Source organism: Peribacillus sp. TH16 (genome assembly GCF_016651095.1).
Classification (GTDB): Bacteria; Bacillota; Bacilli; order Bacillales; family DSM-1321; genus Peribacillus; species Peribacillus butanolivorans.
On record NZ_JAEKEM010000009.1, the window covers coordinates 747,342 to 768,348 of the forward strand.

18 protein-coding genes and 2 pseudogenes are annotated in these 21,007 nt (G+C 35.4%); 2 read left to right on the forward strand and 18 right to left on the reverse strand.

Features of this window, described 5'->3' with window-relative positions:
* Window positions 1-8: 8 nt before the first annotated feature.
* On the reverse strand, window positions 9-2,171 hold the full coding sequence (locus JFV29_RS17575; protein ID WP_342366573.1) for a PrsW family glutamic-type intramembrane protease: 2,163 nt from the start codon (window positions 2,169-2,171) through the stop codon (window positions 9-11).
* Window positions 2,172-3,809: 1,638 nt separating this feature from the next.
* Here JFV29_RS17575 and JFV29_RS17580 point away from each other — a divergent pair.
* Complete coding sequence (locus tag JFV29_RS17580) at window positions 3,810-5,198, forward strand: cytochrome P450 (RefSeq protein ID WP_201185529.1); 1,389 nt, start codon at window positions 3,810-3,812, stop codon at window positions 5,196-5,198.
* 528 nt (window positions 5,199-5,726) lie between these two features.
* On the opposite strand, the gene JFV29_RS17585 is transcribed toward JFV29_RS17580, so the two are convergent.
* The 7 genes and pseudogenes from JFV29_RS17585 to JFV29_RS17615 form a co-directional block, all read right to left on the reverse strand.
* A complete protein-coding gene (locus tag JFV29_RS17585) occupies window positions 5,727-6,578 on the reverse strand; it encodes a hypothetical protein (RefSeq protein WP_242486911.1) in 852 nt (283 codons plus the stop codon).
* A gap of 48 nt (window positions 6,579-6,626) precedes the next feature.
* Window positions 6,627-6,809 carry a hypothetical protein gene (locus JFV29_RS30665; RefSeq protein ID WP_242486912.1) on the reverse strand — a complete coding sequence of 61 codons (183 nt, stop codon included), beginning with the start codon at window positions 6,807-6,809 and terminating at the stop codon, window positions 6,627-6,629.
* Between the two features lie 203 nt (window positions 6,810-7,012).
* Window positions 7,013-7,237, reverse strand: coding sequence for a hypothetical protein (locus JFV29_RS17590; RefSeq protein ID WP_201185531.1), 225 nt, complete (start codon window positions 7,235-7,237; stop codon window positions 7,013-7,015).
* A gap of 199 nt (window positions 7,238-7,436) precedes the next feature.
* Entirely contained in the window at window positions 7,437-8,135 is a 699-nt protein-coding gene (locus JFV29_RS17600) for an ankyrin repeat domain-containing protein (protein WP_201185535.1), read from the reverse strand.
* An 87-nt stretch (window positions 8,136-8,222) separates the two neighbouring features.
* Window positions 8,223-8,465, reverse strand: coding sequence for a deaminase (locus JFV29_RS31745; RefSeq protein WP_309559287.1), 243 nt, complete (start codon window positions 8,463-8,465; stop codon window positions 8,223-8,225).
* Window positions 8,466-8,675: 210 nt separating this feature from the next.
* The gene (locus JFV29_RS17610; protein WP_053346696.1) at window positions 8,676-9,362 is read right to left on the reverse strand and encodes a response regulator transcription factor; all 687 of its coding nucleotides are present in this window, start codon (window positions 9,360-9,362) and stop codon (window positions 8,676-8,678) included.
* A pseudogene (locus JFV29_RS17615) lies at window positions 9,359-10,806 on the reverse strand (ATP-binding protein). The gene JFV29_RS17610 and the pseudogene JFV29_RS17615 overlap by 4 nt, the downstream one beginning before the upstream one ends.
* A gap of 375 nt (window positions 10,807-11,181) precedes the next feature.
* Between JFV29_RS17615 and JFV29_RS17620 the strand changes: the two are divergent.
* Window positions 11,182-11,412 carry a hypothetical protein gene (locus JFV29_RS17620; RefSeq protein ID WP_242486913.1) on the forward strand — a complete coding sequence of 77 codons (231 nt, stop codon included), beginning with the start codon at window positions 11,182-11,184 and terminating at the stop codon, window positions 11,410-11,412.
* Between the two features lie 704 nt (window positions 11,413-12,116).
* On the opposite strand, the gene JFV29_RS17625 is transcribed toward JFV29_RS17620, so the two are convergent.
* The 10 genes and pseudogenes from JFV29_RS17625 to murQ all read right to left on the reverse strand — a co-directional run bounded on the left by JFV29_RS17625 (window position 12,117) and on the right by murQ (window position 20,721).
* Window positions 12,117-12,845 (reverse strand): GntR family transcriptional regulator, encoded by a 729-nt coding sequence (locus JFV29_RS17625; RefSeq protein WP_201185537.1) that lies wholly within the window; start codon window positions 12,843-12,845, stop codon window positions 12,117-12,119.
* Window positions 12,846-12,997: 152 nt separating this feature from the next.
* The gene (locus JFV29_RS17630) at window positions 12,998-13,873 is read right to left on the reverse strand and encodes a MurR/RpiR family transcriptional regulator (protein WP_201185539.1); all 876 of its coding nucleotides are present in this window, start codon (window positions 13,871-13,873) and stop codon (window positions 12,998-13,000) included.
* A 24-nt stretch (window positions 13,874-13,897) separates the two neighbouring features.
* Window positions 13,898-14,794, reverse strand: a complete 897-nt coding sequence (locus JFV29_RS17635; protein ID WP_056524843.1) for an N-acetylglucosamine kinase — start codon at window positions 14,792-14,794, stop codon at window positions 13,898-13,900.
* Between the two features lie 68 nt (window positions 14,795-14,862).
* The gene (locus JFV29_RS17640) at window positions 14,863-15,948 is read right to left on the reverse strand and encodes a DUF871 domain-containing protein (RefSeq protein ID WP_201185541.1); all 1,086 of its coding nucleotides are present in this window, start codon (window positions 15,946-15,948) and stop codon (window positions 14,863-14,865) included.
* Window positions 15,949-15,969: 21 nt separating this feature from the next.
* Entirely contained in the window at window positions 15,970-16,299 is a 330-nt protein-coding gene (locus JFV29_RS17645; RefSeq protein ID WP_056524848.1) for a PTS lactose/cellobiose transporter subunit IIA, read from the reverse strand.
* Between the two features lie 95 nt (window positions 16,300-16,394).
* Window positions 16,395-17,738 carry a 6-phospho-beta-glucosidase gene (locus tag JFV29_RS17650; protein ID WP_201185543.1) on the reverse strand — a complete coding sequence of 448 codons (1,344 nt, stop codon included), beginning with the start codon at window positions 17,736-17,738 and terminating at the stop codon, window positions 16,395-16,397.
* 57 nt (window positions 17,739-17,795) lie between these two features.
* Window positions 17,796-18,080, reverse strand: a complete 285-nt coding sequence (locus JFV29_RS17655) for a hypothetical protein (protein ID WP_056524851.1) — start codon at window positions 18,078-18,080, stop codon at window positions 17,796-17,798.
* A 74-nt stretch (window positions 18,081-18,154) separates the two neighbouring features.
* A complete protein-coding gene (locus JFV29_RS17660; RefSeq protein ID WP_201185545.1) occupies window positions 18,155-19,444 on the reverse strand; it encodes a PTS sugar transporter subunit IIC in 1,290 nt (429 codons plus the stop codon).
* A 48-nt stretch (window positions 19,445-19,492) separates the two neighbouring features.
* Window positions 19,493-19,800, reverse strand: a pseudogene (locus JFV29_RS17665) (PTS sugar transporter subunit IIB).
* A gap of 36 nt (window positions 19,801-19,836) precedes the next feature.
* Window positions 19,837-20,721, reverse strand: coding sequence for an N-acetylmuramic acid 6-phosphate etherase (murQ, locus tag JFV29_RS17670; RefSeq protein ID WP_201185547.1), 885 nt, complete (start codon window positions 20,719-20,721; stop codon window positions 19,837-19,839).
* Window positions 20,722-21,007 lie beyond the last annotated feature (286 nt).

Below are 21,007 nucleotides of genomic sequence, written 5' to 3' on the forward strand. Positions count from 1 at the left end.
CTTAATAATTAATCTAGTGTAGGGAAGAAATTTGATATTTCTCCGGATTCATTAATAAATCCTCTAAATTGTAGTCCGTTAGGGGAAACACCTGTTATCTCTCTCCCAACGATCTTCCCATTTTTCATAGCTTCTTCTCCCCATTTTAGTATCTGTTTGTCTGATATTATGTTAGGATCGTAAACTGTTTTTGGATGGGAAACTTTCTTAAGCTCTCCAGGTATTAACTTCCCCTCCATGTCTAGTTTAGGTAAGCCATATTCTATTTCATATACTCCCTCTATAGATGGGTGCTTTCTTTTTGATATGATACATGCCTCTAAATCCCACCCCTTCTCTTTAAATGCCTTTTCGAAATTATTGAGATTATGTCCTCCAACTACACCCTTGCCTTTTTTCCTAACAATATCTACTACTTGCGCTAAATGTTTTTCATATCCTGGTTTAAACGTAATATTTTTATTCAGTTCCTTAGTTTCTTTAGAATCGTCTTTACTATTATCGTTCTTATTCTGAGGATCTTCTTCCTGGTGAGCTTTTTTCCCAGAGGAATTCTGGTCATGGTGTTGTTTGTTACTATTACTTTTCTTTCCAGTGAACGATTCCAAGATCCTTTTTAGATAGGGTTTTATTCTCGGTGAAACGGAGTCACCTAGTTTTACAAGGGCTTTCCCAAACGGAATTCGACTTACCAGTGCACTAATTCCCAGTGCAAGGGCCGTTTCTGGCGTAAGTAATTTTTTAGGATTGCGGATGATGTCTGCAGTCTGCCGACCACCTGCAGCAATTCCGATTCCAGTCGATACAGCACCTATTGCCGACCAGAATCCTAATAACGGGAACGTTAAGGCAAATGCTCCAAGTACAATCAACCCTTTTTCCCAAGCAGATAAACCATCCCACCAGTTTTGCAGATTATCAAATAAACAGGCAATACAAGCCTCGGGGCCATTGGCTGTAACTCCCCAGTTAGATAGAAACATAGATGTGAATAATGCTACAAACACAACGATTAAAGCTTTGTAGTACTTCTGAATATTGGCTTCTAAGCCTGATAAAAGTTCCCTGGCTTCTGTTTTACTGTGTAACAGTGTAAATCCTAGTTCTCTCCGTTCTCGATAAAATAGTAGCAAGTATCCAAAACGCTGTCTTTCCTCAAAAACACTTCTGAATAGATTCCACAATTCAGAAACAGGATTGATAATGGTTTCCCCATCCAGTAGAAGAATCTTCTCTCTTACTCGGTTCAATTCCCAATAATCGATGATTACCGCAGCACCGAGCATCATTAAAAACACCGGTTTTGCGGCATAGCCGCTTCCTAATAAATCATGAATTCCAGTTAACCAATCCGGAGCTCGGTAACTAGCATTCCATATTGAGTGATCAAAAATGGCCCAAACTAAAAGGATAACAGGAAAAATATAAAAAGATCTCTTTAATTTACTTTTAAACTTCACTGCTAACCCGATTCCTAACGTTACCATAGCGGTTAGCAACGAATGCCCAGCAGACATTTTGTCAGGTAAAAAGCCCTCCTCAAAGTAGCCAGGAAATAGTGTGAATAAATCCCAATGGAGCACTTTCCCTCCAAATAGTGTCACACCATAATCGAAAATACCTCCAGAAACCAATCGACGTGTGGTTTCCTCCAAAAATTGAAAACCAGCTCCCGTTGCCGCACCAATAAGGGCATAATCGCTTAAACTTAAACTGGATGCACGTCGTGACAAAAATAGATAAACACCAATTGGGATCAGTTTTAACACTTCTTCAGCAATCGGAGTTATAAATGCTTGACTCCATACATCTTGTTCCATCCCACCGAAAATAGCCGTAATGAAACTAACGATAAAAGAATTCAACGGTACGATTATCCATGCCCCCACCAAAAAGAAATAGGTGTACTTCTTCCATGTTAAAGTTTTACTACGACATAAAAACCAAAATTGCAAAATGACGTAAAATGACCACAAAAACTGGACGAACATTTTTCGGGAGTCTTCCATAAAAATTAAGCTTAATACCAAGGCACATAGCGATATCCAAGAAAAAATCGTAAAGATTCTTAAAATGTATGGATGGTTCTGAATCCATACATTCCAAAGGTGAAAGATAGACTCGAGCTTCTCCCTTAAAGTAACTCTAAACTTTTCAACCTGACTCGTCATATTGCACCACTCCGATGCAGTTATTTTTCATTCCTACATGATTTAAATAAAGTTTATGATGATAACCGCTTCTTACGATTTCATACTATACTCCAATTTACTAAAAATTGGAATAGGTCGAATTTTACAAATATTTTAATTCATTATTCCTATGTTAATATCTAGAAAAGGACATATACATAATTGGATGGTAAGAATAGGAACTCAAAAAACCTAAAGGCAACAACATCAGGGTTTTAGAGGATAAAAACCTGAGCTATGAATGAATTATTTGTTGATAGATACCTTGGTTGTGACAAGAATGGATACCATAGCCCTTTTTTACAAGCACCTAGTTCGCACCCAGTATTAACCAGTTTCTTCACCCCTTATTTATACACCTAAGAATCCACCTATCATCATACATCCAATAACACCAGCACAAATAACAGTCTATAACTTTTGGATTTTTATAGTTATTTCCCCTTTGATTCCTCTAAATAGAACCATTCCTCAATTGGTTCATCGTTTTTAACTTTTAATGAAAATTCTAAACTATTGATTATAGATGAGGTAAAAGATTACTATGCATTCAATAAAGAATTTATAGAAGGAAATGGCGTTGTGAAAAGTGAATTTAAATAATAACTAAAAAGCCTACGATCCTTGCTGATCAAGGATGTAGGTTAGAGAGAAGCTTTAATGCAATTACAGGCTATAAAACATTTAGAAAGATGTAATATTTCAAAAAAGCTGATTGGCGTTAGTTGCCAATCAGCTTTTTATATATGAATGATTCTTAGTATTTCAGCTTCTTTCCCCTTGAAAAAGGCGGCTATTTTATCAGCCGTTTCTTTTGTCTTGATTCTAGAAATCGCTGTTCAGCTTCCACTTTCCTTGATATTTCTTTCCATCCATCTTGAAGTCAGCAAACACTTCCTAAAACAGTTCAGACTTGAGCTCAAAGCGAGGGTATGCGTCTGAATCCTGCCGGCTGTAAATACATCCGACACGCGCCTTTGTTTCTATAAAATACTATACGCTCTTGATGCATTCATACCACAACCCAGTCTGCACAAGCTCTCGCATAGAAGTAAATTCTTTAACCCATATATTAATGGGAACTTCTGATATACCCTATTCGCTGCTTAGTTCTCGTACCGAATTACCCGAGTGATAAAGATTTACTATGATTTTCTTGAATTTATTATTATATTTTTCACCTGTATTCTTTCGTTCCATGACGATCAACTTAACTAAAATGTGCCCATGAAACTATACAAACTCCAATTATCATTCTACAAAATTGATTAACTCTCTTATCTTTTCTAAAAATTGTTATTTTCTATGTTTAACTTATCGAAAAAACTTTATTGAAGTTAGCTGAATAAGAAAGAAGATTATGCAATTTACCCAATACCACTCGTTTATTAAAATAAATTTATCTTCCATTGTGTTTTACTTTACAATTTCTTAAACATTTTAGCCTCGGTTTTAAACTGTATTCCATTATCCACATTTGTAATTTCATTCAATTTGTTTAAACTTTTTTTAAAAAAATATTTGTTAGTCTTCTTTTTAACAACCTGTCCAAACCAATTAATACTTTCCTCATAGAATGATTAAAAGTACTTATATCGAAATGGAGGAAACAAACCATTGAGTGACACAGATTTATTACATGATTCTCCCAAGGGCCCAAAAGGAAGACTAATTACTGGCCATTCAAAGGAGTTTATTTCAGATACACTTGGCTTTCTTACCCACTTAGCAAAAGAATATGGAGATGTTGCTAAAATTCGTTTTGGACCTTTCCAAAATGTTTACTTCATTTCAAATCCAGATTTAATTAAGCAGGTACTTGTAACAAAACAAAAATCCTTCTTGAAATCTAAGGACTTCCATGCTTTAAAACCATTACTTGGAGAAGGCCTTCTTACAAGTGAAAAAGAAATTCACATGCGCCAAAGAAGGCTTATTCAACCTGCTTTCAAAAAGTCTCATATTAGCAATTATGCACAGGATATGATTGATATAACAATGAACTATATTTCCACTTGGAAAAACAGGGAAGAACGGATTATGACGGAGGATATGATGAGCCTTGCTCTCGGTATTATCAGCAAGACCATGTTCAGTATGAACCTCAAAGAAGGATATGACGAGCTCGGGGAACCTATAGAATCATCTATGAGAATTGCTGTTAAAAGGATGAGAACACTTCTTCAATTGCCACTATGGGTTCCAACTAAAAATAACCGTGAATTTAAAAATTCGATACACAGACTTGATACAGTGATTTATAACTTTATTGAAAAACGTAGGGCAGATGCAGAGAGACATGAGGATATGCTTGGGATTCTAATGGATGCTCGAGATGATGAGGATGGTTTAGCTATGACAAACCAGCAGGTACGTGATGAGCTAATGACCATTTTCCTTGCCGGTCACGAAACAACTGCAAACGTACTTTCCTGGACCTTATACTTGCTTTCACAACATCCTGATGTGGAAACTAAACTTTTCAATGAAATAGATAGCGTAATCGGTAATCGTAACCCTACACCTGGCGATTATATGAAATTAACGTACACACAAAATATTATCATGGAATCAATGCGTATATACCCGCCTGGCTATATCGTATCACGGAAAGCGGAGGAGGATGTAGTAATAGGAGGATATCATTTTAAAAAAGGCGATATGATCTTGATAAGTCAGTATGTTATGCACCACAAGCCTGAGTATTTTGATAATCCAGATTCTTTTAATCCTGAGCGATTTGAAAACAACTTTGTGAAAACTCTACCTCAGTTCGCTTACTTTCCGTTTGGCGGAGGTGCGAGAGTTTGTATCGGTAATCATTTCGCAATGATGGAAGCTGTGCTTGTCCTAGCGTGCATTGCTCAACGATATCGGATAAGGCTTGCGCCGGACCATCATGAAGTAAAACCACTTCCGTCTATTACACTTAGACCAAGGCGTGGATTGCGCATGGTAGTCGAAGATAGAAAAGAGTCTTTTCGTGAACCCTTAGTTGATGAATAGTAATATAGATTTAAATGACTTGAGGCGGCCATTTGACTTTGGAGTATTTGGGTGTGTTGGCCATTTTAGAAGATCCTATTCTTTCAGTAACCATTTTTAGCAGATTTTTCGTAGGAGACATAATATCACGTTATAGATTTCTAAGAAAACACTATTTATTTTCACCTCTGAAACAAAGAAACAAAAGGCTGCAATGTTCTTCTTCAAGAAAGCATTGCGGTCTTTTCATGTTTCTAGGCATTATGCCAAAATGATAGATACATAAGCTACAGGATAGCTATTAAATTATTGGACACATGAATTTATATTACCGGCATGAAAGATTGTATGGCTATTTTTTACACTTGCTGGTTTTGAAACAAGGATCATTTCGAATCTAGTAAATTATGTTGTTAGCTTAATTGCATGGGGTTCCACCAACATTTTGACACAAAACCTAGGCTACGACATTTTATGTCAATAAAAGCCAATTCTCTTACAAGAAAAAGAGAGAGAACATTAATTGTCTCTCTTCCTTTTTACTAAATTTCACTTAACTATTAAAGGTATATAATCTGCAGTTGCCCAATTGTTCATAGGTACTACTTTATATATTACACCAGTCTTCAATGTGTTATTTGTAACATCGAAAATACCAACCGAACCTTTACGAGAAGAGAAACGATATTGTGCTTGTACCGTGCTTCCATCTTCGCCTTGCAATTGTATGCTTCTGCCTGCAAATAACTCCATGCCTGGGTCTTTATCTAATACAATTTTAATAGTCTTGTTATCAATAGCTTCTGCCGCTTGAAGTTTAAGTGGAGCGATGTATTGTGCCTTAAACCTTTTATTTTCAAGATCTGCCCATTTTGATTTCACTGTATAGGTTACACCTGGTTTCAATTGTTGTCCTGCTGGTAATCGAAATTTTGGAGCTTGTCTTCCATCTGTTGCTTGTGTAAAAGGAACGTAATTCGCAACAAAACGTTCTCCGTTTCTGCCTGTAATCGTTACAACACGATCACGTAAGGACGAAATAATTTCGAAACGTTTCCCATTTTCGTCTTTGTTTCTGTTATCTAATTCAAATGCTAAATCACCTCGACCTGCCCGATACGCTTCGATAATATTTGCGTAGTCTGTTACACCATCTTCTAAAAATGATTCCAATTCAAATGTGTCATTTGTTACTTGTTGGGTGTTACGAATATTTATTTTCTCATCTGTTCCTTCAAAGGTTTTTACTCGTTGCCCTTTGTAGCTTATTGAGTATTTGGTGTCATCCTTTTGAATTTCAACTGGCACGATGTATGTGCTTTTTGCTCCTGTTTTCAAACGTGGTACATTGACTATGCTCATGCCATGATTAAATTCGAATTGTTTCTTAATATTCTCCAAATTGTTTGGATCCACATCTTCTGCAACTAACGGTTTATTAAAAGTGACCTATAAAGTCATCGTATTCAATTCGTTTATGTTCGTAATCCTTGCTTCTTGTTGTTTCTTCTCTTGTTCTACTAGGTGGTTACTTGAAGCCTCTACGTTTAATGTTTGGTTATATGTCGCTATTCCAGACGATATTACAGATACAACTAATACAGCTGGTACTATACGTTTTTTTATATTCATTTTTCTCTATCTCCTTTATTTTGTTATTTGTTATAAAATTTATAATACAAGTAACATCTAAACTGGCTATAAAAAAATTCTTAATAAAATATTAAATTTATTAATTTCTTTTACTATGAAAACTACATAAAATAGGGAACTCTGGACGAATAGGATCCCTCTTTTCAACCTGATATATTATTGAGTTCTTATAGATTCTCTTCTTATTTTGCTGTTAAAGTGACTGTATCTGGGTTTGCCCAGTTACCCATAGTTACTACTGAGTATTTGACGCCTGATTGAAATGTATTATCGTTTAACACATCAACGATTCCATATGGTCCTTTGCAGGGGGAGAAGCGGTATTGAGCTTCTATATTTCTGCAGTCATCACCCTTTAATTCCACTTTACGACCGGAAATAGCTCCATACCCAGAGATCTTTATCAAAAGTTATCTGGAACGATTTGTTGTCGATTGCTTCTGCAGACTTGAGTGGAGGTGAGGCAATCGCTTCAGTAATAAAGCGTGGATTTTTGATTTTTGCCCAATCAAACATTACGGTATATGTCGTATAAGATGTTAAATTTTGACCTACTGGTAAACGCAACAGTTTGATTTCACCAGTAGGAAGGCTTAGAACATCTGGTTATTTTGCCCCTTCTTTTGTCAAAATCTGTTCAATCTCTTTAAAGCCTTTCTCGCGGGCATGTTGCAAAGGGGTCACATTATTATGATCAGCTATGTTCACATCTGCCCCATGATCTATCAGTAATTGTACTGTTTGCTGCTGTTTTTCATCTCCATTACTCAATATAATTGCCTCCATTAGAGCCGTCCAACCTAGGTTATTAACATGATTTATATCAATATCAGTATTGGTAAGAAGTTCTTTTATCACATTCACATAGCCATGTTCCGAAGCAGGGATCAAAGCAGTTCCTCCATAACGATTGGTAATCTTGGGATCCACACCTACATTAATTGTAAGCTTCAGGATTTCAAGGTAACCTTCTGCACCCGCATATAGGAAGGGATTGTTTTTCATGTCATCTTGGATATTAACATCTGCACCTGCTGTAATTAGGATTTTTGCAGTCTCAACATCATTGTTATAAGTCGCAATCATAGTGGCAGTTCGCCCTTCGGAGTCCTGTGTATTAATATCTGCACCTACCTCAATCAACCTGCTTATCGTTTCTGTTTCTTTCCGTTCTGCTGCTTGAATTAGTTGTTCATTCACTCCTTCTCTCTCCTTTCCCTGTATTTTCAGGTCTTCCTTGTCATCTGAGACACACCTTTGAAGCAAGAGAATGCATCCTATGATTACTGCCAGCCACTTCCACATAAAATACACGTTCCTTTAAAATTTGTTATTATCACTGTTTTTCTTGACCCATAAATCAAAGGCCTAGATGCACTTTTCATCTCAATATTATGAAAGCGTCCTTCTTTCTAATCTCTCCAAGACACATACGGCAAGGTTCACCACTGGCTTAAATCTCTCAAACGGAGAGAAATTCGCTTCCCGAATTGCTTTCATTTCGGTGTGAATTGTCGGTTTCCTTGTTTCCAATGCATCATTAATACCAATAGCAATGATTTTCCCGTTTTGTACAATAACAGCCCCAAAGGGAAGTTCTCCTTTTTCAGGTACATTCTGATGTGCCTGAAAAATGTCTTATTCTAGTAATTATTGAGGTTCCATGAAATATTCCTCCCTTATAAATTTTCAGTTAAACTTTTTTATTCCGTCTTAAATTATGTTAGTACTTAATCCTAAACTCCCTCTAAACAATTTCTTAAAAAAAGATAAACTTATTAATAAAAATTTATTAATGTTTATAAAAAATACCCGCCACCTATGTGACGGGTCAAAACACATTATTTAAACATTAAAGCGATATCCGGCTCCCCAAACGGTTTCCAAGAATTTTGGATGTGCAGGATCTCTTTCGATTTTTTCACGTAATTTTCTGATATGGACGGTCACAGTTGAAACATCCGCAGCTGACTCCATCCCCCAAATTCTTTCATAAAGTTGCTCTTTGCTCAACACTTGGTTCGGGTGCATCACAAGAAACAGTAACAAATCGAATTCCTTTGTAGTAAACGGAATTTCCTCTCCATTAACATGAACTTTTCGCGCCGACTTATCGATCGAAATTCCATGAACGAAAACTGTATTTGTTTTGGCTTGACTTCCTGCTAAACGTTCATAACGGGCTAAATGCGCTTTCACTCTAGCAACCAGTTCATTTGGACTAAAAGGCTTTGTAATATAATCGTCTGCCCCTAAACCAAGACCTCGAATTTTATCAATATCTTCATTTTTGGCGGACACAAGCAAAATTGGAATGTCTTTGACAGCACGTATTTGTTTGCATATCTCAAATCCATTTACTCCTGGAAGCATGATATCTAGAATAATTAAATCATTATTTTCTTGAAGTGCCTGTTGAAGTCCAGCATCACCTGTATGTTGAATATTGACACTAAAATCATTAATTTCTAAATAATCTCTCTGCAATTCTGCAATGCTAACATCGTCTTCAATAAGTAATATTTTTTTCATATTTCCTCACCTTTCTTTAGGGAAAAGAAGACACTTGTGCCTTTTCCTATTTCGCTAGTAGCCCAAATATCCCCTCCATGCTCGTGAATAATTTGTTTTGCAATCGCAAGTCCTAAGCCACTTCCGCCTGTCTGAGAATTTCTTGATTGTTCTGCACGGTAAAAGCGATCAAAAATGTAAGGTAAAGCAGATGGTTCTATTCCTTGCCCGTTATCTGCTACTTGAACGACTACATCATATGGTCCTTCATGCAGAGAAATGGCAATGTTCTTTTTTTCTTTATTCGTATACTTCACACAATTACTGATCAGGTTAGCCAATACGCGTTTTAATTTCTCTCTATCTGCTGTCACGTTTATCAGTTTATACATAATATGAAGTTCAATCTGGATCCCTTGTTGAAGTAAATCCAAATGAAGCTCGTCTACGTAGTCTCTCATATATTTATCCAGTTCGACAGTTTCAAAAGTGAATGGTTCTTTTTTTAAATCCAGCTTAGAAAATAAGAACAGTTCATCTATCAATGAATCCATATCTTTAGCTTTTAAGTATACAGTTGATAAATACTTTTCCATTTTCTGCGGGGTGTTTGCTACACCGTCTTTTATACCCTCAACATATCCAATAATCGAAGTAATTGGCGTTTTCAAATCATGTGAAATATTTGATAGAAGTTCTTTTCGATTTTCCTCATACTGAAGCTGGATAGTAACGGACTCTTTTAATTTTATTCTCATTTCATCAAACGTTCTATTTAATTGTCCGATTTCATCATTCGAAGTAGCTTTGATTTCAAAGTTTAAATCTCCTGATTTTATTCGTTTGGCACCTTCTTTAAGAACTGAGATGGGCTTGATGATGCTTCGTGAAACTAAATAGTTTAAAAGCCCAATAATCATAATAAACAAAAATAGCAATAGACCAAATAAAATTGGAAACAACTCTCGAGCCAACTCGGCATAGGAACTCGCCTTTCTCAATACAAAAATACTTCCTTTGCTTTTATCCAAAAAATAAAAATCAAACTTCACATACGTGAAAAAAAGTCTTCGATTTTAATCGTATCTCGCGTATTGATGTTTGTTTCTTCAAATCCAGGAAGCGACTTAACCAATACCTGCTTATCCAAAGAGGGGGAAGCATACTCGATGTTCGTATCTTTTCTAACGACAATCTCGATATCCTTCTGTTCAATTTTCTTCAGCTGCTCTTCGTTTAGAAGCTGTGTAGGATTATTTTTAGCCAATAGCTTTAAATCGAGAAACGCACTTTCTTCTATTGTAGTCAATGGTTTTTGGACATAAGATTTTTTGTAAAAATACTCTATAGATTTTATATCGCCCGTTATCGCAATAATAATTAAAAACCCAGCCGCTAACAATAAAGTGATAGAAAAAAGTATCACTCCAACGTAAGACAACAGAAATCTCGTTTTAATTGACATGTTAATCACCTCAGTACTTACTTTCACTCTGCTTCTTAAAAGTATATTTGGCACCATATAAACCATTTTCCTTAGAATTTTTGTTTTTTATTCAGTATGGTGTATTAAACACCTTATCACTAGCTTGTGCTTAACATGGAGATTTACCATTTACAAAGAAACTAAAAGAACAATAACATACAAACCTTAAAACTTTCTAAAATATGTATGAAATATCCCTAAACATCTTAAAATATTTTGTTGAAATATCACATCAGACCGAACTTGGTCGATTTCAAAATGGGATAATTCCAACCGATTGACTGCGCTAGGTCTTCTTATTTTTTCATGAAAAGGCAGAAGTATTTTTTCAGGGAATTAAAAAGGATGAATAGGATGAGTCAGGTAAATGCCACTTCTCTAAAATTTTCTAAAAAACGGGATATTATCAGTGAGCTTACCCTATCAGGATTACACTCTGCAAGAATGGGTCGATATAGAAGAACACCTTCCAAAGACCATAAGATGGTAGAAGGTGCTTTAAAACTACATACTTCTCATCAATATAACATCAAAGAAATTACGGATATGACGGGTGTTAGTAGATTAGTATTATATCGAGATTAGGAAAAAATTTAACCTTGGGGTTAGAATAGAGGGATTATCCTGTGGACATAAGAGCAACGGAACTACTTGCAACTGATAAAAGAAAGGATTTCTTGACAATCCCTTCTACTTTAAGCAATTGAGAATCAGCATACGACTATACCCTTACACAAGATGATATGGAAGAAATACGAAAACACTACGGTTTTTCTAACTTTTCTGTCCACTCAGATCGGGTTATTTAACAATCATTACTAACATGCTGACACACGAAAAGGCGATCCTTCTTAATATAGAATCGCCCTCTTTATATTTGATTTTCAGGAATCAAATATATCACTTACAAATTATTGTACCTATTCATTTTTCACTAACAATTTTTATTAGGCTTGAGAAAATAATTAAGCGATTATCGTCAACGAGTTTATTCTATAGCTGGCACCTTTGATAATTAAGGGTATCCCCTTAATTGGTTGTTATAGGAAGTTATATGATTGACTATCAAACTACTTAATTCGTCGTATTTTCACTCCCAAACTTCCCCAAAACAAATTAACACTATTTTTTGAGAAGTACGTTTTAGGATAACTACTTAGAGTCCATATCATCCTTTTTAATACTAAAAAGAATTAGCGTGGATTTAAATGTACCCAATTAGAGGTGAAGACAACATACCTGTTAATATCGTAGTCCTCTCACTTTTTGCTTCTATCGCCTTTTACTAATTATGATAGTCGCTCCATATTCATTGTGAATTTATATCGATCTGCACGGTAGACGGATCTTACAACCTCAAGTGGTTTTTTTGTATCAAGCGTGCTTATTCGTTCAATTAGCAATACCGGGGCCCCTTCAGCTATCTCTAGCATTTCCGCCTCTTTTTTTTGAGCAATTGATGCTTCAATCACCTGTCTGCCATGCTGAATTTTTAGGCCAAACGTTTTTTCTACATAGCTATAAATGGAGGTTACGGCTATTTCTTTCGTTAGACCCAGGGCAAGATTTTTTGAAATATATAGCATCTCATATGCCATCGGCTGCTGATCAGCAAGCCTTACACGTTTCAGCTCGAAAATAGGAGTTCCTGCTTCAACCTCAAGCTTTGCAGCGAGATCATGATCTGCGTTGACCTCTGTAAAACTGATAACACGTGTACTTGGTTCAAGTCCTCTTGAACGCATATCCTCTGAAAAGCTTGTTAATCCTTGCAGGGGTTGCTCGATTTTCTTGTGGGCAACGAATGTTCCTTTTCCGCGCTGCCTGTATAAAAAACCCTCATTCACAAGATTAGAAATGGCTTGTCTCACCGTCATCCTGCTTATTTCATATTTTTCAGTGTATTCTCTTTCTGAAGGTATCATCTCGCCTGGCTCTAATTCATGGTTTTGAATCGCTTCTTTAATCGCCTCTTCAAGTTGATAATAAATCGGAAGCGGAGAATTCTTTTGGATCATTTAGCGTACATCTTCCTTTCATCGTGATGTAATTTTGAAAAGGCATCCTGATCGGGATCATCTCAAGCTAAAATAGCGTAAAATCATTCCTGATCCTACCAATGCTTTTTGAAAGTAAAAAACACACGATAAAAAATTTCGGCAGATTAGATTCACTTTTCTAAAGTATCTAGATTTCTTTTTGTGAATTTTAATACAGATTCTCTTGAACGTTCAATTTCATTTTTATTCTCATTATAGAACTTTGAAACATACGCATAGAAAATAATACTAACCGTTAGAAATTGTGCAAACAGGGAACTTGTTGCTGCGCTTCGAAATTTAGCCTCTGGTGCACGTACATGGTGTAAAGACATATCGACTTTTTTAGTTAATCCATTGTTCCCCAATCGCGATAAACCAATTGTTTTAATACCATATGCTTTAGCAATATCAACAAGTTGCAGAACTTCTTCAGTTTCGCCACTATTAGATATACAGAAAAAAACGGTATTCTTTGATGATGCAGCAAGCGCTGTGGCAGTAATATGAGGGTCTTGATTTGCACTTACAATCTTTCCTAACCGTAACCATTTCTGTGTAATATCTTCAGCAATGAGCCATGAAGCTCCTATTCCATAGACGTAAATTACATCTGCACTTTTCATGGTTTCAATTATATTGTCTAGAATGGCTTCATCCAAATAATGTGCGGTTTCTTGTATAGCTTGTACAGAGTTAGAAACTATTTTATCTTTAATGGACGCTATTGTTTCATTAGGTTCAATGTCATAGAAACCTTTTTTCTCTGGTTGCGAAATAAGAGATGATAAAGATACCTTTAGTTCTGAAAAGCTGTTAACTTTTATAGAACGACAAAATCTTGTTACAGCCGAACTGCTGGCATTGGCTTGAGCAGCTAATTCATGTATAGTCATTCTTATAATATCATTTGGATTTTCTAAGATATATTGTGCAATTTTTCTTTCTGATTTAGGCAATTGATTTAATAAACTTTCAATTCTCAATAAAACATTTTCAACGTGCATATTATTTTCTCCCTTGATCTTTAATTAACTTATATGCTTCAATGCTATGTAATAACAACCTAATGTAGAAGATACATCTTCTAAAACAAGTTTTACTTCCGGTTTTTCAAGTTTAATATGATTAATAAAAGAGCTTTGCACCAATGGTATATTAGTCAATATACTTCCTTTAATTGCAATTGTAACATTCTCACTAAAATTCAACTTCTTGCAAACATCAAGGGTATTCTTAGAAAGGTGATATCCTGCCTGTCTAAGAATATTTTGCGAGAAATCATCGCCAGTTTCTGCATGTTGGACAATTAGTGGAACAAATGCAGCAATCTCGGCTTTCGTTGCGGTATAAATAAATTTCTTCAGTTCTAATACACTGTGATAGCCAAGTTTTGTAAGTATTAACTTAGTTAAATGGCTATAATTTAATCCCTCATCTTCTTCTTTCGTCATTTTTATAAAAGTCTGCATGGCAATCCAATAGCCGCTTCCTTCATCCCCAAGAATGTGTCCCCATCCACCAGCCAATTTCTCAATACTATTATGAATTCCAATACTTACAGAACCTGTTCCTGAAATTGTCAAAATGCCATCTTTTCCTTTTAGTAAAGCAGCATGAGCAATAATTCCATCATTTACAATTGTAAATGGGGTATTAAATGCCTTGCTTAATGCACTTTTTATCCCCTGTGGATTTTCAACTCCTCCATACCCTGCTAATCCTAAGCAAATGTAGTGACAATTTCCATTATTAATAGGAGCTACGCATTGTTCAATTGCCTGAATAATGTTAGCAATGGCTTGTTTTTCATTTATAAGCAAATTTCCATATCCCGATTTGCCTTCACTTAATTTATTACCCTCTAAATCATAAGCAACTGCTTCGGTTTTAGAGCCACCACCGTCAACACCAATAATATAACTCATATCATTCTCCTATTCAGTAAAAAAGGAAGGAGTATCACTGTTCCTTCCCTTTATCTTCTTTGAAGATTCTAATTAATATTGAATTGGAATTTCCCCCATGGTTCCAAATGATCTAGCAGAAAAATTTCCTCTTCTGCTAATCGGCCAACTACATTTGTTTTCCCTGAGTTCTTCATTTCTTTCAATGCAATCTGCAATTCACCTTTATATTGTCCATAGAGCTCATTTTCAATTAAAATATCACCACGTCTAATATCAGGGGTGAATGTTGGTTTAAAATCTTCATTCTTATATTTTACGCGTGATTGTGTGGAGCGAATAAGATAATCAGATACGTCTCCACGGTAAAAATGAAATTCTTCCAATACTATTTTTTTCTCTAAATCTGTTATAGTGTCGTGAAGATTAACATTAAATGTTATCAAGCCACTGTTTAACATACTAAGATGTTTTAATTCATCTTCAGATGCGTAGGCATTTGCAATAATTACATCATCAATTAATCCAGTTGCAAATAAGTGCTTCGCTTGTGTAGTAATGGGTAATTCCCGGTGCATTTCTAATGTACATAATCCTTCAATTATAGGCCAAGGTCCATACGTCGCTGCATGTGAGCTAATGAAAGCTGCCGTGTGAATATTATGCTTTTTGAATTGTTCACAGCATTTTATAAAATGTGGATAGCTCAATCCTGCATAGCGATGAGGATAGAAGTTATGTGATCCAACTAAATTTTCTTTTTTAGGTTTGTAATCCATGATATTTTCTAAATATTTTGTTGCATTGCTCATGTTTATTTCAATTTTTAAATCATATGGATTATGTGTCATAATGGACTCTTCATTTCCTGTAAAACCCATGTCTAGCCTAATTCCATACGCACCTAACTCTGCAAAGAATGATAAATCATTATAAGATATACCTAGCGCCCCAAATACTCGAGGAGCAATATCGACCATCACTTCCATATTCAATTGATTTGCAAACAAAATCGTTTCTTTAAATTCTTTTAAAATCTTCTCTTTATCGCCTTCAACTGAAAGCAAGCAAGTAAAAATTTTTCTGAATCCATATTTGTGTGCAAGCGCAATGTATTCTATGTCTTTATCAACGGTTGAATGTTCTGGATAGATAGAAATACCAAGTTTCCCCATAGTTTAATCACCTCTATTTTTTTACTGTTGTGGGGCTAGTTTTTTTATAATACGAATCATATGTTCAATTAGTTTTTGTTCACTCATTGCCGTCATTAAGTGATCCTGAGCATGAATCATTAATAAAGTTTTTTCACTGGGAACTCCATTCAATTCAGCTTGAATTAACTTGGTTTGTGTCTTATGGGCCAAATTTAATTCTTCCTCAGCTTGTTTAATTAGGTCTACAGCTTTTTCAAAATTAAATTCTTCCGCTTCTGCCAATGCTTCAAATGCTAATCCTCTCGCATTTCCACTATGTGATATTATTTCAAAAATTTCCATTTCGTTATTGTTAATTTCAGATGACATATAATTACACTCCTATTTAAATATATTATGAAGTAATATTCTCATTAAAAAGATTGGATTATAGTATTCCAGTTTGAATTACTGGAGAAAATTCACTAAATGTTAGGTAGACCATTTTGATTGAAGAATTGTGGTAAGTATTCTTCATGCGCTTTTAACAGTTTTTGTAAAACCAATTCAGCTAGATCATCACTTGGAATAAGGGGGTTAATAGTTAAAGCTAATAATGCTTTATCATAAGAACCTGTAACTGCTGCTTCTGCACCTATTCTTTCAAATGATTTAATTTGTTGAATTAAGCCATGTACTTGTACGGGTAATTTACCCATTGTCATAGGAATTGGTCCATTTTTGGTGACGATACAGCTTACTTCGACTGCTGAATCATAATCAATTTCAGTAAGCGATCCTTTGTTTTGTACATTTAAAACTTGAATGTCTTTTTTATCATTATAAATAGAAGAAATTACATTACACGCTGCATCGCTATAGTAAGCACCGCCGCGTTGCTCTAATTGTGGAGGCTTGATGTCAAGAGTTTCATCTTTGTATAGGTCAAACAAACCTACTTCTAATTTTTTCACAATTTCAGCTCGAGTTTCTCCTGATTTGAATGCTTCTAACTCATCATCTAAAATAGTTTGTGTTTTGTAATAATAGCGATGGTAAGGACAAGGTACAACTCCTAATGATTTCAAAAATCTTCGGTTCCAAGCCAGAGGAGCAATATTCTTCATCGTCATCTGAATTTCTGGATTACCCAGCATTTCAAGCACTTTATCTGTTACTTCTTGATCATCAACGAACACATGCATCCCGAATACCATATGATTTAACCCAGCGAAATCTATGTGTACTCTCTCCATTTCAACACCCAACATTTTAGAAATAGACATATGCATATTAAATGGAACATTGCATACCCCAATTACCTTTTTATGCTTGCTGTAACGGAGAAGAGCTTCCGTTACCATTCCAGCTGGGTTTGTGAAGTTAATTAACCATGCATTGGGGCAAAGCTCTTGCATTTCTTCTGCGATTTCTAGAAGAACAGGTATGGTTCGTAGTGCCTTAAACAAACCACCTGCACCATTGGTTTCTTGACCAATTAATCCTAATTCTAATGGGATACGCTCGTCTTTGACTCGTGCATCAAGTAAACCAATTCTCATTTGCGTTGTGACAAAATCAGCATTATGCAATGCTTGACGGCGGTCTAATGTTAGATGAATTTCCATTGGAACTCCTGCTTTTTCTACCATTCTCCTTGCTAAGGTTCCTACAATCTCAAGTTTTTCTCTTCCTGCTTCAATATCCACTAACCAAAGTTCTCTAATAGGTAACTCATCAAAACGTTTAATAAAACCTTCTATTAATTCTGGTGTATAACTAGAGCCGCCTCCAATTGTGGCAATTTTTAATCCTTTTTTCATTTCCATTTTCCTAACACCTCATAGTAAGCATTTATTTAACAAAAAAAGCCTGCAATTTTTCATTTACGCATAGATAATTGCATAACAAACCAGTGCGCTTACTGCTAATAAAGACAAGAACAAAAGTGTCGCTTGTTTCTTGTTTTTAAACTTACCTTCAACCAAAATAATAACAATCGTCAATCCTGCGCTTATGGCAAAGGTATTTCCTAAGTACAGTGATAATTGTTTATCTATCCCAAAGGCATTCATTAATGTGTTAAAGATAAAATTAAAAACAAGAATAAAACTAAAAAATAGAAAGGCACTTTTGTAACTAAAAAAGTGAATTCTGGTTGTTGAATTCATGTTTATTCTCCCTCTCTCTATTATATTAAAAGGAGTTTGGAGCTTTTAGTCCCAAACTCCCTTTCAGATATTCCTTATAAAGCGATATTTTTATTATCTGTTGTTTCTACCATGTTTTCCTGTGCCAAAAGCTTTTTATCGTACATTTTAAAGAATGGCAGATAAATAACAACTGAGATTGTTAAATTCACCAGCACGAGAATAATTGCTCTCCAATCACCGCCTGTTGAAAGATAGGCACCTATTGGCGCTGGTAATGTCCAGGGAACCATTACATATGTGGGGTTTACTAGCCCAATAGACGTTGCTATATATGCAAGTGTCGCACCAATTAGTGGTGTTATTATAAATGGAATAATCAATATTGGGTTTAATACAATTGGCATCCCAAAGATAACTGGTTCATTGATGTTAAAAATGCTTGGAACAATTGTTGCTTTCCCCATGGCTTTACTATAAGTAGATTTTGCAGTTAAGAGCATAGCAATTACTAACCCCAAGGTTGCACCAGACCCACCAATCCAAATAAACCATTGGAAGAATGTTTCAGGAGCTACGTGAGGAATTGCCGTCCCAGCTGCGACTGCTGCTGAGTTATTAGCTAAGTAAACTTCCCAAACTGGACGAGCAACGGCACCTACTACTGATACGCCATGAATACCAAATGACCAGAAGAATGTAATCAAAAACACTGGGATTAATACACCTGGCAATGTATCGCCTGCACTAATAAGTGGTGCAACCGCTTTATCAACAAGTGAATGTAAATCAACAGCAAACACGACTGTAATTAAGGTCATAACAAGCAGAACAATTGTAACCGGTATTAATGCTTCAAATGATCGGGCTACTGAAGTTGGAACAGAATCCGGCATTTTTATTGTAATATTTTTGGTCTTACATAGACGTAAAGTTTCAACAGCAAAAATGGATACAAGCATTCCTACAAAAAGGCCATGGCCTCCGAGATTTGTCATTGGCAAAACAAACCCTACACCATCCATCATTTTTACACCTATTGTGAACAAAAAGGCCGCTAATGATAGTAAACCTCCTGATAGTGGATCCAATTTATAGCTTTGAGATAAACTGTACCCTATACCAAAAGTAATATATAGCGTCATAATAAACATCGTTAATCGATATGGTATTAAAATTTCAGCTATATGTTTTGCCGCCCATTCACCTAATGCAGTGTCTGCTGCAACTGGTGGAAATGCAATGATAAGGAATAAACTCCCAAAGATGATGAATGGTAAAGCAGAAACCACACCATCACGAATTGCGCGTAAATGTTTTTGTTCAGACAATTTAGCCATGGGTGTTGAAAGATTGTTTTCTAAAAAAGCAACAAACTTGTCCATTCGTGTTATCCCCTTTTAATTTTTAATAGTTAAGACATACTTGTTAGATTATTTTTTTACTAGTTCGGTTATTAGTTTTAATAGCGTAGGGCCACCAAGTGGACTGTATGCTTGAGCTGGAATGACTTGACATGGGACTCCAGCTTCATCCGCAGAAGCCTTAAAGCCATCAAAACGATGTTTGACTTGAGGAGCTACCATTGCAACATCCCAACCGTTTCGAACCTCTGAATCAAATTCTTGAGTGCCAACTGCTAATACATCTATATTTACACCCTGTTTTTCCCCTTCTTTTTTAAAGCGTTTACAACAATTGCACTTGACATTCCACCTGAACATACGAATAATACTCTCATTTTTTGTTCCTCCTATTATTTTTTTATAAAAAAGCTTTAAATAGCTTTTCTTATGAATCCTTGTGCCATTTTTAAACGATTTGATGCTTCTTCATATGAAACATTCGTTAAAATCATGACAATTGCAATTTTGGGCTGGGAATGTGCCTTTTCTAAAAATTTATTTGCAACTTCATAACTGCAGTCAGTAGCGTCCATAATAATACGTTTTGCACGTTCAACTAGCTTTTCATTAGTCAGTTGTAAATCTACCATTAAATTCCCATAAACTTTTCCAACTCCCACCATTGAAGCTGTAGAAAGCATGTTGCATACTAACTTTTGCGATGTTCCAGCTTTTAACCGTGTAGAACCAGTCAGTACTTCAGGCCCGTTTACAACTTCAATAGCAACATTGGCAATTTTCCCTATCTCTGAACCTTTGTTGCAGCTTATCGATACTGTTCCTGCTCCAACTTGATTGGCATATTCCAAACCGGCAATAACATATGGAGTGCGTCCACTAGCCGCAATGCCTACTACAACGTCTTTGTTTGTTAATTGAATCTTCTTTAAATCTTCAGGACCTAATTCAAAACTGTCTTCAGCACCTTCAACTGCTTTAATGAATGCGCTTTCTCCTCCAGCAATCAGACCTACTACTTCACTAGGAGCAGTATTAAATGTTGGCGGGCATTCTACGGCATCCAATAAACCAATTCGTCCACTTGTTCCAGCACCCATGTAGATTAATCTTCCGTTCTTATTCATTGCTGCAACGATCATCTCCACAGCTTTTGAAATTTGCGGAAGTTCTTTTTTTACACAATGAGCAACTTTTATGTCTTCATCGTTCATCACCTCTAAAAATTCAATCGTTTTCATTTCATCTAAGCACATAGTCTTTTCATTACGACACTCTGTCGTTAAATGCTCTAGCATACATATCATCCTTTTTTATCATTAGTGAAAGTTTCGAAATTTCTTAATCTATAGAGAATATAACACTATTAAAAATTAATTTCAATAATGTGTATACTTTTCTAAAAATTAATTTTAAAATAAACATAATATAAATTAATAATTTTTAATATTCTACTAAATATGTTGTTCTATCCTAAAAGCTACTAGCTATTTCATTAATCAAACCTTTGTATTTTTAAATGACCTTTTTATAGTTTAGAAATTATCCTCTATTCATTTAGATGACAAGTAAGTATATTCATCA